10 protein-coding genes are annotated in these 13,651 nt (G+C 36.7%); 3 read left to right on the top strand and 7 right to left on the bottom strand.

The genetic code is table 11. The features are described 5' to 3' along the window. Positions 1–24: 24 nt before the first annotated feature. From perR to Y7E_RS0125175, 6 genes are all read right to left on the bottom strand, one after another. Positions 25–453 carry a peroxide-responsive transcriptional repressor PerR gene (gene perR, locus Y7E_RS0125150; RefSeq protein ID WP_017153972.1) on the bottom strand — a complete coding sequence of 143 codons (429 nt, stop codon included), beginning with the start codon at positions 451–453 and terminating at the stop codon, positions 25–27. A gap of 317 nt (positions 454–770) precedes the next feature. Beyond that, positions 771–1,226 carry a thioredoxin-dependent thiol peroxidase gene (gene bcp / locus Y7E_RS0125155; protein WP_017153973.1) on the bottom strand — a complete coding sequence of 152 codons (456 nt, stop codon included), beginning with the start codon at positions 1,224–1,226 and terminating at the stop codon, positions 771–773. A gap of 44 nt (positions 1,227–1,270) precedes the next feature. After that, on the bottom strand, positions 1,271–1,675 hold the full coding sequence (locus Y7E_RS0125160) for a potassium channel family protein (RefSeq protein ID WP_017153974.1): 405 nt from the start codon (positions 1,673–1,675) through the stop codon (positions 1,271–1,273). Between the two features lie 76 nt (positions 1,676–1,751). Then, positions 1,752–2,537, bottom strand: a complete 786-nt coding sequence (locus Y7E_RS0125165; protein ID WP_017153975.1) for an ABC transporter permease — start codon at positions 2,535–2,537, stop codon at positions 1,752–1,754. A 4-nt stretch (positions 2,538–2,541) separates the two neighbouring features. After that, on the bottom strand, positions 2,542–3,333 hold the full coding sequence (locus tag Y7E_RS0125170; RefSeq protein WP_017153976.1) for an ABC transporter permease: 792 nt from the start codon (positions 3,331–3,333) through the stop codon (positions 2,542–2,544). Continuing rightward, positions 3,326–4,339, bottom strand: a complete 1,014-nt coding sequence (locus tag Y7E_RS0125175) for an ABC transporter ATP-binding protein (protein WP_017153977.1) — start codon at positions 4,337–4,339, stop codon at positions 3,326–3,328. The genes Y7E_RS0125170 and Y7E_RS0125175 overlap by 8 nt, the downstream gene beginning before the upstream one ends. Before the next feature lie 127 nt (positions 4,340–4,466). Between Y7E_RS0125175 and hemL the strand changes: the two genes are divergently transcribed. The 3 genes from hemL to Y7E_RS0125190 all read left to right on the top strand — a co-directional run bounded on the left by hemL (position 4,467) and on the right by Y7E_RS0125190 (position 11,845). Then, the gene (hemL, locus tag Y7E_RS0125180; RefSeq protein WP_017153978.1) at positions 4,467–5,762 is read left to right on the top strand and encodes a glutamate-1-semialdehyde-2,1-aminomutase; all 1,296 of its coding nucleotides are present in this window, start codon (positions 4,467–4,469) and stop codon (positions 5,760–5,762) included. A gap of 206 nt (positions 5,763–5,968) precedes the next feature. Further along, positions 5,969–10,405, top strand: coding sequence for a glutamate synthase-related protein (locus Y7E_RS0125185; RefSeq protein ID WP_017153979.1), 4,437 nt, complete (start codon positions 5,969–5,971; stop codon positions 10,403–10,405). A 351-nt stretch (positions 10,406–10,756) separates the two neighbouring features. Continuing rightward, the gene (locus Y7E_RS0125190) at positions 10,757–11,845 is read left to right on the top strand and encodes an aromatic acid exporter family protein (RefSeq protein ID WP_017153980.1); all 1,089 of its coding nucleotides are present in this window, start codon (positions 10,757–10,759) and stop codon (positions 11,843–11,845) included. A 13-nt stretch (positions 11,846–11,858) separates the two neighbouring features. Here the strand turns inward: Y7E_RS0125190 and Y7E_RS0125195 are convergent, their stop codons facing one another. Then, a complete protein-coding gene (locus Y7E_RS0125195; RefSeq protein WP_017153981.1) occupies positions 11,859–13,619 on the bottom strand; it encodes an ABC transporter ATP-binding protein in 1,761 nt (586 codons plus the stop codon). Positions 13,620–13,651 lie beyond the last annotated feature (32 nt).

Below are 13,651 nucleotides of genomic sequence, written 5' to 3' on the forward strand. Positions count from 1 at the left end.
GTCGACCTCTTTCTTTATTATATATTACGCCTTATGACACTCTGGACATACGCCATAAATTTCTAAACGATGACTATTAATAACGAAGCCCGTTGTTTTTGCAGCTTCATCTTCAAGTTTTTCCAAACCTTCATAAGGAAAATCAACAATCTTACCACAGTTTTCACAAATCACATGGTAATGCTGACTTGTAACATAATCAAATCTACTTGAAGCGTCTCCATAAGTTAGTTCCTTAACAAGACCAACCTCTTTAAATACACGTAAGTTATTATAGACAGTTGCAACGCTCATATTTGGAAACTTACCTTCTAACGCTTTATAAATTTCATCCGCTGTTGGGTGCGTCATAGATTCCACAAGGTACTCTAAAATAGCATGACGCTGTGGAGTAATGCGTACACCCGTATTTTTCAGCATTTCTAGCGCTTCTTTTAATTCTTCTTTGACCACCGTCATGCACCCCGATTCTATACGGATTATTATTTTATAATTCTTATAAAGAGTGTACTCCTTTTCTTGTCAATCGTCAATATTTCTACTATAACTATGTAGTTTATTTTTCACCTAACCTTATTCTTATGTATGTTTGTCCTATCTTTATACATTTACATAGAAAAAAGTGCGAAATAATCGCACTTGGAATACTATCATCTGAGGAGGTATGCCCTACCCTTTTAATGTATGAAACATCAGCAAAAGGGTATAGGCATATGCCTCATAGTACTTACATCATAATGAATTTCTTTAATTCTTGCTCATGCAGAACCTTAATTCAAATGTGAAAGGACGTCTTCAATATGTCCTTTTACCTTTACTTTTCGCCATTCTTTTTCCAGTTCACCATCTTTATTAATAAGAAACGTAGATCTTTCAATTCCCATGTACTCTTTTCCAAAATTCTTTTTCAACTTCCATACATCATATAGTTCTGCCACTTTATGATCTTCATCTACTAAAAGTACGAATGGCAAATCATGCTTTTCAATAAATTTCAAATGCCTATTCGCTGGATCTGGACTTACACCAAGTATAACCGTATCTTTTTCTTGGAATAACCCATATGCGTCACGGAAATCACACGCTTCTGTTGTACATCCTGGTGTCATATCTTTCGGATAAAAATATAGCACTACATTTTTTCCGTGAAAATCCGATAGTTTAATCTGCTCTCCGTTACTTCCTTCTAGTGTAAAATCCGGTGCCATTTCTCCTACTACGACCATCTTTACCACTCCTTATCTTTCCTTCTACTATAACAAATGTTATCTTATTTTTCATTGTCTATCACGGTCCGAACTACAAATGCAAACGGCAAAGTATATCCTATTAGCGCTTCAATAATTGCAATCCAGCGCCCAATTCCAACAGGAGTTATATCACCATATCCAACTGATAATAAAGTAACCGCGCTAAAATATAAGCACACTTCTACTAGCTGGAAAGAATGAACATTTAAACTTTCTCCATCTTCTCTTAAGGCTGCAAATCCACTTTCTTCTAATACAACATAACTTAATCCAAATGCGATAAGCACTGTTGTATAAATTAGAAATAATGAAGTTAGATTATACAAGGAAAAGAAACGCTTCGAATCTGAGTATGAGCTCCATAATATTTGAATACTTCTTAACACAGCAATCGCTGCAATTAACAAAATAAGCCCCCATAACATGTCCTCCACCTCATCCTATATGTATGAAGGCAAAGAACAATTTATCCCACAGTAGATGAAACTTGTATACCCACCGTTAGTTTCCCGCACCACGGTATTTCTTCACTCCAAAATTCCAAAGCGTGATTGCAATTGTAAAACAAATCACACCAACAATCGGTGTCGCAAACGCATAACTATTCCATTCCGTCTTTCTAAGAAAATATGCAGCTGGATATACGCCAACAAACGCAAATGGTAATACAAACGTTAAAACAAAGCGAATCACACGGTTATAAATATTTACCGGATAGCGTCCATAATTTCCTATGTTATACATCAGTGGCATAATTGAACTTTTCGCATCTGACCAAAAACCAATACTCGCGAGCGTTACAAATATCCCGCCATACACAAGCGCCCCTCCTGCTACCATGAACAAGAAAAGAAAGAAATCGTACCAATAAAAGGATAATTCAAGTTGCACTGCCGCATACCCCATTACAATAATCCCAGTAACTGCACCAATTAAAGACTCCAGTTCCATTCGCTCTAATATAATTTGGAATAAACTATGAATTGGTCTTGTTAAAACGCGATCCATTTCTCCTTTAATAATGTACCTGTCATTAAAGTCCCATATATTAAAGAAAGAAGAAAAGATAGCAAACGGAACTAAGAAAAAGCCATAAATAAAAATAACCTCTTCACGACTCCATCCTTTTAATGCCTGCGTATGTCCAAAAACAACAAGTATAAAAATTAAATTAACAGCTTGTAATAGTAAATCAGATAATAACCCGACAATAAAATCACCACGATACTCGAGCTTCGTTTTGATATATTGGCTTGCATATTGCAAAAACAGTTTTATATACAGCATCTCATCATCCCCCTTGTACAATTAGGCGCTTTCTCGCCGTTTTCCACATCAGCACAATTGGAACAATAAGTACGACTGCCCAAATCATTTGAAATAATAAAGCTTGATACAACTTACTTCCCTGTATTCCCTCAGAAAAAATCATACTCGGAATATAGCTGATTGCTTGAAATGGTAAAAATACCATTGCTTTTTGTGCCCATAGAGGATAAAAACTAATGGGTAGTAATAAACCTGAAAATAAATCAATAACCACACGTTTTGCATACATAATCCCACTGTTATTAAATAAGAAAAAAGTAAGCATGCCTGTCATTAAGTTAATTTGTGTATTAATAATAAAGCTGAATATTAACGATAGGAAAAACCACAACCACGTTTGAAAATTTGTTGTAATTTGTAATGAGAATAAAAGTGTAACAATAACCATACCTGGAATAGAAAAGAATGCAAAACGGAAAATTCCCTCTCCAAGACCTTGCATAACTTTCATTCCTAAATAGTTATATGGACGAATTAATTCAACAGCTACACGTCCCTCTTGAATTTCCATCGCAATTTCTCTGTCAATATTATTAAAATAAAAAGCGCGAGCCATCCATGCGATGGCAATGTAGGTTGTCATTTGAGAAATCGATAAACTTTCAATATTCTCTTTCCCACTGTAAATAGCTTGCCATAAAAAATAATATGCTCCGATGTTAATTGTATAAATTAAAATCCCACTATAGTAGTTTGTTCGATAAGCAAGCATCATTAAAAAACGAACACGAATCATTTCTATATACTTACCCATGAATGATACCTTCTTCATAAATATTACGAATAATTTCTTCTGTCGAAACTTCATTAATTTTTAAATCTTTAATTTGAAAAGCTTGAACTACTTTGGAAATGAGCATAGAAATTATTACTTCTTCATTTGGTATTTTCGCAATCCATGTATATTCTTCTTTCCCTTGCGACCAAGCTACATGATTATCTGGCATTAACATTGATAATTGTTGGTATGAAACTGGTGCAGTAAATTGAAAATGTATTTCTTTTTCTGCTCCCCACTGCGAACGAAGTTTTTCTAATGATCCATCGTACATAATGTTTCCTTCATCCAGCATAATGACGCGTTCACATAACGCTTCAATATCGGTAATATCATGCGTTGTTAATAAAATTGTTGTTTTATAACGTTCATTCATTTCTTTTAAAAACTCACGGATTTTTAATTTCACAAGAACATCTAATCCAATTGTTGGCTCATCCAAAAATAAAAGCGGTGGATTATGAATTAACGCTGCCGCTAATTCACAACGCATTCGTTGACCAAGCGATAACTTTCGTACTGGCTTATCTAACAAAGGCCCAATATCTAGCGTTTCAATAACATGCTCCATATGTTCCTTGTACTCCGCGTCCGATACACCATAAACTTTCTTTAATAAGCGAAATGATTCTTGTACCGCAATATCCCACCAAAGCTGTGAGCGTTGACCAAATACAACACCAATTGTTTTCACAAATTCTTCTCGTTGTTTATGCGGATTCATACCATTTACTGTAATTTGACCAGACGTCGGTGTTAAAATTCCAGTTAACATTTTAATTGTCGTTGATTTACCCGCACCATTTTCACCAATATAGCCAACCATTTCACCTTGTTTTACAGTAAACGAAACATCATTCACTGCTGGTACTATTTTATAATTACGATTTAATAAATCGCGAAATGCACCTTTTAAACCAGAGCGGCTTGAATATGCTGTAAATTCTTTACGTAATCCTTGTACTTCAATTACCGATTTCATAATCGGACCCCCTTCCTCGATACCACAACGAATAGTTTACCCAACTGCCATTCCTATCACAAACAATACGTCTTTTCGAAAAACATGTTAGAATAATACATAGATTTTTGTAAGGAGATGAATTGTAGTGAATTTCACAAAATCAGAAGCATTACATAAAGAAGCGTTAGAACATATCGTTGGTGGTGTTAACAGTCCTTCTCGTTCTTTCAAAGCAGTTGGCGGCGGTTCACCTGTTGCAATGGAACGCGGAAAGGGTGCTTATTTTTGGGATGTAGATGGTAACAAATATATCGATTATTTAGCCGCATATGGTCCAATCATTACAGGACACGCTCACCCTCACGTAACAGAAGCAATTAAAACAGCAGCTGAAAATGGTGTTTTATACGGAACACCAACAGCACTAGAAGTAAAATTTGCAAAAATGTTAAAAGAAGCAATGCCTGCTTTAGATAAAGTTCGTTTCGTAAACTCTGGTACGGAATCTGTTATGACAACAATTCGTGTGGCTCGCGCTTATACAGGTCGCACAAAAATCATGAAGTTTGCTGGTTGCTACCATGGTCATTCAGACTTAGTGCTTGTAGCAGCTGGTTCTGGTCCTTCTACTCTTGGTACTCCTGATTCTGCTGGTGTACCGCAAAGTATTGCACAAGAAGTTATTACCGTTCCATTTAACAATGTAGAAACATTAAAAGAGGCACTAGATAAATGGGGACATGAAGTAGCAGCTATTCTTGTAGAGCCAATCGTTGGGAACTTCGGAATTGTAGAACCGAAACCTGGCTTCCTAGAAAAAGTGAATGAGCTTGTTCACGAAGCTGGCGCACTAGTTATTTATGATGAAGTAATCACAGCTTTCCGCTTTATGTACGGCGGTGCTCAAGATTTACTTGGTGTAACACCAGATTTAACAGCACTTGGTAAAGTAATTGGCGGCGGTCTTCCAATCGGTGCATATGGTGGTAAGAAGGAAATTATGGAACAAGTTGCACCGCTCGGCCCTGCTTATCAAGCTGGTACAATGGCTGGAAATCCAGCTTCTATGGCAGCTGGTATTGCTTGCTTAGAAGTGCTACAACAAGAAGGGGTATACGAAAAACTAGATGAGCTTGGAGCAATGCTTGAAAAAGGTATTTTAGAACAAGCTGCAAAACATAGTATCGATATTACAGTAAACCGTCTAAAAGGTGCTTTAACTGTATATTTCACAACAGATACAATTGAAGATTATGACGCTGCTCAAAATACAGATGGGGAAATGTTCGGTAAATTCTTCAAGCTTATGCTCAATGAAGGCATTAACTTAGCTCCATCTAAATATGAAGCTTGGTTCTTAACAACAGAACATACAAAAGAAGATATCGAATATACAATCGAAGCTGTGGGCAGAGCATTCGCTGCCTTAGCAAACGCATAAGAAAATACGTACTCAAAAGAAAAAATAGAGGCCATCCTCTATTTTTTTCTTTTTTCTATTTCATAAATCGCACATTAATAGTATAATTATTCATAATTATCTGTCTTATATTGAAATTCATATTAATTGTTCTGTTATCTATAAGGCAATATACGCCTTTAATAATTAGATTATTCTTAACTTTATAACAGAGGGGGGATTGACGGATGCCTAACAATACAAATAAATGGACACCGTCTTTATTTCGAAATTACGCAAATGCAGAACACGATGCGTGTGGAATCGTTTCCGTTATGGAAAAACAGAATGTGCCAACAAAAGAAAACATCGATCTTTGTATACAATCACTTGTAAAAATGAACCATCGTGCTGGCTTTATTAATGGCGAAGGCGATGGTATTGGCGTTCATATCGACTTACCGAAAGCCCTTTGGAAAGAAAAATTAAAAAATAGCGGATATAATCCAGCGATTGTGGATCATCCCCACTTTATCGTTGGACATTTTTTTCTAAACAAAAAAGAAAATCCTAATCTTTTAAAAAACAGTATTCGTAATAAATTAAACAATAAAAACCTCACTGTTATTTTCGAAAGTGATGATGTTATAAATTCTGACGCCCTTGGTCCTCTTGGTAAACAAGAAGAGCCTTTATTTTGGCAAATTGCCATTCTTTCAGAAACGACAAACGAACACATCGATCAAGTACTATTTTCTTTAACAATTGAAATTGAAGAAAATACAGCAATCCATGTTGCTTCATTAAGTCACGACCATGTTGTATACAAAGTTCTTGGTGCTGGCGATACACTTGTTGCCTACTACGACGATTTACAGCACCCACTTATTGCGTCAACAATGACACTTGGACATAATCGCTATTCTACAAATACATTATCTAATTTTTTTCGCGTGCAACCATTTAGCGTCCTTGGACATAATGGTGAAATTAATACCATTTCCAAATTACGCGATCAAGCCGAAATGATCGATGTACCACTTACTGCTGGAGGCAGTGATTCTCAAGATTTAAACCGCACCCTAGAAACACTTCTTGTTCACTACAAATACAGTCTATTTGAAGCAATGGATGTACTATTTCCACCAATTATTAATGAGATTAAATTATACGAACCACATATGCAAGATTTATATACGTATATGCGTGAAGCATGGGGACACTTCGCCCAGGGACCGGCCGGTATTATTTCACGTTATAAAGATGAAGCTGTTTTTAGTGTAGATTCACTTGGTTTGCGGCCAGTTTGGAAAGTAGAAACAGAAAGTTCCTATATCTTTTCTTCTGAACCAGGTGTAGTATCACCATCTGAATACGTAGCAGAACCAAAATCACTTGCCCCTGGAGAAAAAGTAGGTTTAAAGTGGAATACACAAGGTAACCTCGTTCTCTACGAATATGAAACATATCAAGAAGAAGTATATAACCGAATGAAACAACGCATTCATTTTTCAGATTATCATTTCAACTTATCTACTCCAGCTGTGGAAAAGATTGAAGGATTATTTTGCCTCTCTCAAGTTGAAACAGAGCAGTATGTAGCTTTCGGCTGGGATCGTGAGCATATCCAACTTCTTGAGCAAATGGCAACAAAAGGTGTTGAACCAATTCGTTCACTCGGCCATGACGCCCCTCTCGCTGCACTTGATACAGATAGACGAAACATTGCCGATTTTATAAAAGAAAGTGTTGCCGTTGTTACAAACCCAGCAATCGACCGAGACCGAGAAGTTGAGCATTTCTCTACACGTACAGTACTAGGGGAACGTCCTAGCTTATTTAGCGATCAGCAGCAAACTTTTGTTACCGAACTTTTGTCACCAATTATATTAGAAGGTAATTTAGCACAATCGCTTTCAGAAGATTTAGAAACCCTCTCATATGAACAACTTATAAATTTATTTGCAATTCATAGCACAGTTTACAAGTTATCTGTTACATTTCTACCATCAGAAACTTTACATGATGCATTAAATCGAATTAGCGCCGAAGCTGTAACAGCTATTAAAAAAGGGGCTTCTCTGTTATTACTTGATGATGCAAAAGCTCATCAAAATGAACACTTATGGATTGATCCCCATTTGATTACAGCTAAAGTACACCAAGAACTAACCGAACACAAATTACGCCGAAAATGCTCCATTGTGATAAGATCCGGCGCTCTCCGTTCTTTACACGATATTGTTACACTGTATGGACTAGGTGCAGATGTTATTAATCCATATTTAATGTTTGCAACCGTAAATGATGGGACAACAATACCACTTTCAAATTTATATAAGGCACTAAACAAAGGGCTTGAAAAAGTCATTTCGACTATTGGCATCCATGAACTGCGTGGTTACGGCCGCCTCTTCTCTTCAATTGGTTTACACGAAGAAATCGCAAACATACTACAAATTACAAACTTTTTAGGATCACACACTGTAGCATTTTCACTTGAATCTTTAGCAAAAGATGCAAAAGCTCGAGCACTTGATTATAGCAATCCAAAAGTTAGAATGAGAAAAACGTTTCATATATTCCCTCGCATTTGGAAAGCAATTGGTGATGTGGCAAAAGGAAATGCTTACGATAATTATCGCGAGAAATTAGCTGAAGTAGAAGATAAGAATCCCATTGCAATTCGTCACCTTGTCCAAATGAAAGAAGCAGAGCAACCAGTTCCGACTGAACACGTTTCAATTAGAGTAAAAAATCATGACTTACCATTTATTATTAGTTCGATGTCATTTGGCTCACAAAATGAAATTGCATTCCGAGCTTATGCAGAAGCAGCTGATCGCCTCAATATGATTAGTTTAAACGGTGAAGGCGGAGAAATTAAAGATATGATTGGTAAATACCCACATACACGTGGCCAACAAATTGCATCAGGGCGTTTTGGAGTGAATGCCGAACTGTTAAACTCATCAAATTTAATTGAAATCAAGATTGGGCAAGGGGCAAAACCTGGTGAAGGCGGACATTTACCTGGATCAAAGGTAACTTCTAAAATCGCAGAAGCACGTAATGCAACAATTGGTTCGGACTTGATTTCTCCTTCCAATAACCATGATATTTACTCGATTGAAGATTTAGCACAAATTATTACCGAAATTAAAACAGCCAATCAACATGCAAAAGTCGCTGTCAAAGTCCCAGTTGTCCCTAACATCGGAACAATTGCTGTAGGAATTGCAAAAGCTGGTGCTGATTTTATTAATATTAGCGGCTTTGATGGTGGAACAGGTGCTGCACGTATTCATGCCCTGCAACATGTAGGCCTCCCGGTTGAAATCGGAGTAAAAGCTGCTCATAACGCTCTATTAGAAGCAAATATGAGACACAATGTAGAGATTTGGGCTGATGGTGGTATTCGTAGTGTAAATGATGCGCTAAAAATTATGCTTCTTGGTGCAAACCGCATTGGATTTGGTACTTTATCCATGATTGCAATCGGCTGTACAACGTGCCGGGGCTGTCACTTAGATACGTGTCATGTTGGTATTGCAACACAAATTGAATCAGAAGCACAGGCAAAAGAACATGGACTACGCCGTTTTGTTCCACGCCAATTTGAGAATGCTGTAGAAGGTTTATTGCACCTATTTACCACTTTCGGAACAGAGCTTAAACGTTTAACAGGCGGGCTCGGTTATGCGAACTTACAAGAAATTGTTGGTCGTTCTGATCTGCTAGAACAAACGCGCGGCACAGAACTATTAGATTTACAAAATTTATTATACACATTAGAGAGTGCTTCCTACACGATAACAGAAGCAGCGCAGCAACAACAGGAGACACCAACCGCTTCTTTCCAATCAAAAGAGCTAGTTGGTGTTGGTGTAGATCAACGCGTAATGGGTGGTCTTGAATCATGCTACCGAGTCCGCAGTAAATTATATGACAACAATACGCTTGAACCAATTACCTTAAAGTATACAAATGGTTCCGTTCCCGGAAATGGATTAGGTGCCTACAATAGCGAAAACTTATTTATTCACGTAAATGGCGGTGCACAAGATGGCATCGGAAAAACCTCATTCGGCGGTGGCATTTATATCACAAAAGCAAAAGGAAAAGATGGAACATATTATAACGGTTCTGTTGGAAAAGGGTTTGGATACGGTGCACAAAAAGGAATTTTATATGTGCAAGGTAACGCTGATGCACGTGCTGGCATTCGCTTGTCTGGAGCAGATATGATCATCGGGGGAAGAATCACAAAACCACTTCGAGAAAAAGAACATGGGAATCTCGGTGTTCATGCAAATATTAAAGGCTTCGCTTTTGAATATATGACAAACGGTCGGGCTCTCGTTCTTGGTGATCCTGGCCCATGGATTTGTGCAGGTATGACTGGTGGTGTCGTTTATTTACGCCATCAACCTGAACTTGGTTTAACAGAATCTGCCCTGCGAAGAAGAATTGCAAAAGGAGCGAATGTAACATTACGTCCGCTTAGCAAAAACGGGAAATCAGACGTTACCGAATTATTATTAGACTATATTCGCGTATTAAACGAGCATGAACAATATGAAGAAGTCGCTCTCTTAACACCGTTATTAGAGGACATTCATCTTCACTTTTATGAAGTCATTCCGAAAAAAGAACAGGCAGACCCATCTATTTCAACAGAATGATACAATCCAATTTTATTCACTTAAAATTGACGAAGTGAGCATCACATAGTAATCTATAATAACAAATTTGAAAACCTGCTGAATTTCAGCAGGTTTTTTCAGTAAACATAAGCGTTCAAAAAGGAGGATAAAGAGAGCCGAGCAGTTCGAGGCGCAGCTGCCAGGAGGATACGGAGTGTAGCTTATACTACATGAGTACCGGACTAGCGAGGCTGGCGAAGAAATCGGGTAGCTATCTTTACCGGACTTTTTGAATATTACTAAAATATCACTTGCTAACATATTGTAATGAATGTATAGTATCATGTTGTACATTCATTATGACAAGAGAGAAAGGATATTAAAAAGGGTATGAAACTAGGTGCTCGCATTTTAAAAACCGGTATTGCCATTACATTAGCTTTATTTGCTTGTACTTTGCTACAACTACCGAGTCCCGTATTCGCGGGAATTTCAGCAATTTTTGCTGTACAGCCATCTGTATACCGCTCGTATTTGACTGCACTCGAACAAATTCAAGCAAACGTAATTGGTGCAGTATTCGCTATCGCATTTGCTTTTGCTTTTGGAAATAATCCTTTTATTATTGGATTAACTTGTATATTAGTTATTGCTCTTACATTACAATTACGTTTAGAAAATACAATATCAATCGCTTTAGTAACGGTTATTGCAATTATGGAGTATCAAGGAGCAAACTTCTTTGACTTCGCTCTACTTCGCTTTGCAACGATTATGACCGGAATTATCGCAGCCTCACTTGTAAATTTAATGTTTATGCCGCCAAAATACGAAACAAAACTATATCATCGTATCGTTGATAACACTGAAGAAATTGTGAAATGGATTCGTATGAACAGCAGGCAAGCTTCTGATTTTACAACACTGAAAACAGATATTGATCGTATGAAAGAAAAAATGATTAAATTAAATCATTACTACTTACTTTACAAAGAAGAAAGAAGCTATACGAAAAAAGTACAATTCGCAAAAATTCGTAAGCTCGTCTTATTTAGACAAATGTTAGCAACAACTAGTCGTGCATTAAGTACATTAAAGGCGTTACATCGCACTGAAAATGAATTACGATATATGCCTGAACCATTTCAAGAATCCATTCAAAATGAATTAGATTCATTAACACACTATCATGAACAAGTTTTATTAAAATTTATTGGCAAAGCGAAAAAACAACAGTCTGTTGAGATGCTTGATGAAGTAGAAACAGGTAAGCAAGAATTAATCGATATATTTATGGACTATCAAAATAAAGATGATGAAGAATCCTATGAAATATGGTTACACCTCTTCCCTCTTATTTCTTCAATTATTAATTACAGTGAAGAAGTTGAACATTTAGATTTACTTGTAGATAGTTTTTATACGTATCACAAACCAGAAGACGAACTACAAATTGATGAAAAAAAGGAAGACGAATAAAGAAACAGCCCCTTTATGCCAAATGGGCTGTTTCTTCTATATGTTGAATTTGATATAAATTATAATAAAATCCTCGTTTTTGCATTAATTGTTCATGAGAACCCTTTTCTTTTATTTCACCATCTTCGATATATATAATTGTATCCACATGTGTAATGGTTGCCAATCTATGAGCAATGATTATTGTTGTACGATCCGCAGCTAATGTTTGAAGAGCCTCTTGAATATGTCTTTCGTTCTCTAAGTCCAAAGCCGATGTTGCTTCGTCTAATATAAGTAAAGAAGGATTTTTCAAAAACACACGTGCAATCGCTACACGCTGTCTTTGTCCACCAGACAACTTTACGCCTCTTTCTCCAACAACTGTATCGTAGCCATCTGGTAGATTCATAATGAAATTGTGAATCTGCGCTGCTTTTGCAGCCGCAATGACTTCCTCTTTCGTCGCTTCCGGCTTTCCATATAAAATATTAGATTGAATCGTATCACTAAATAATAGATTATCTTGCAAGACAATACCGATATGACTACGTAAATTTCTTACATTATAATCTCTCACATTCACACCATCTACATAAATCGCACCACTAGAAACATCGTAAAATCTTGGAATTAAATTAGCTAGGGATGATTTCCCTCCTCCACTCGCTCCAACGAGGGCAACTTTTTCTCCAGGGCGAATTGAGAAAGAAAGGTGATGTAGTACATCTTTTTCATCAGCATTATACCGAAAAGAAACTTGATCAAATACAATTTCACCAGAAAGCTTTTTTGCTTCAATTGCGTTTGGAATATTTACAATATCATACTTTTCATCTAACAGCTCAAACACTCGATCCATTGATGCAAATGATTGCGTAAGTGTTGTAGAAGAATTAACAAGGCGGCGCAACGGACTATATAAACTATCCATATAGCCAACAAAAGCAACCATCGTTCCAAGTGTTAAAGAACCTTGAATCACTTCATATGCCGCAAACGCAATAACAAGTAACGGTCCTAAATCCGTTAACGTATTCACTGTAGAAAATGTTCGCGCTGTCCAACTTGTATGTGTTAATGCTTTTGTTAAAAACTCATTATTTTTCTTTTCAAACTGCCCCTTTTCATACTCTTCTAATGCAAAACTACGTGTCACTTGCATCCCCTGGATACGCTCATGTAAGTAACCTTGCATCGTTGCTAATGCTTGTGAACGCGCTCTCGTTAATTTACGAAGACGCCCGAAAAAATATTTCACTGCAATTGCATAAATTGGCAAAATTAACAATGCAACGAGCGTTAATTTTATATTCATAGAAAACATAACTACAATTGCAATAAAAATCGTAGCTGTATCGAGCCAAACATTCATAAGCCCTGTAATAACAAAATCCTTCGTCTGCTCTACATCATGAATTACGCGCGAAATAATTTCACCCGTTTTTGTATTTGAATAGTAGCGTAAGCTCAACTTTTGTAGATGCCCAAAAATATGTTTTCGCAAGTCATAAAGTACCGTATTACCAATACGCTGTGCAAAATATTGACGATAATATTCAACAGGCGGTCTCAGTACACCAAAAATAAAAAAGGCAATACCGATTGCCGTTATCAATTGTGAGGTTTTTTCCTGAAGTGATCCACTGCCTTGAATAACATCATCAATAATATACTTTAATAACCATGGCATAATAAGCGGAATACCAAACTTAATGAGTCCAATAATAATTGTAATTGTAATAAGCCACCGATATGGTTTTACAAATTGTAAATATCTTTTTATTCCTTGCATGTAATTCCCCCTTAATAGGACAAACCTGCCGG

The sequence above is a fragment of the Bacillus bingmayongensis genome (assembly GCF_000299035.1).
Taxonomy (GTDB): Bacteria; Bacillota; Bacilli; order Bacillales; family Bacillaceae_G; genus Bacillus_A; species Bacillus_A bingmayongensis.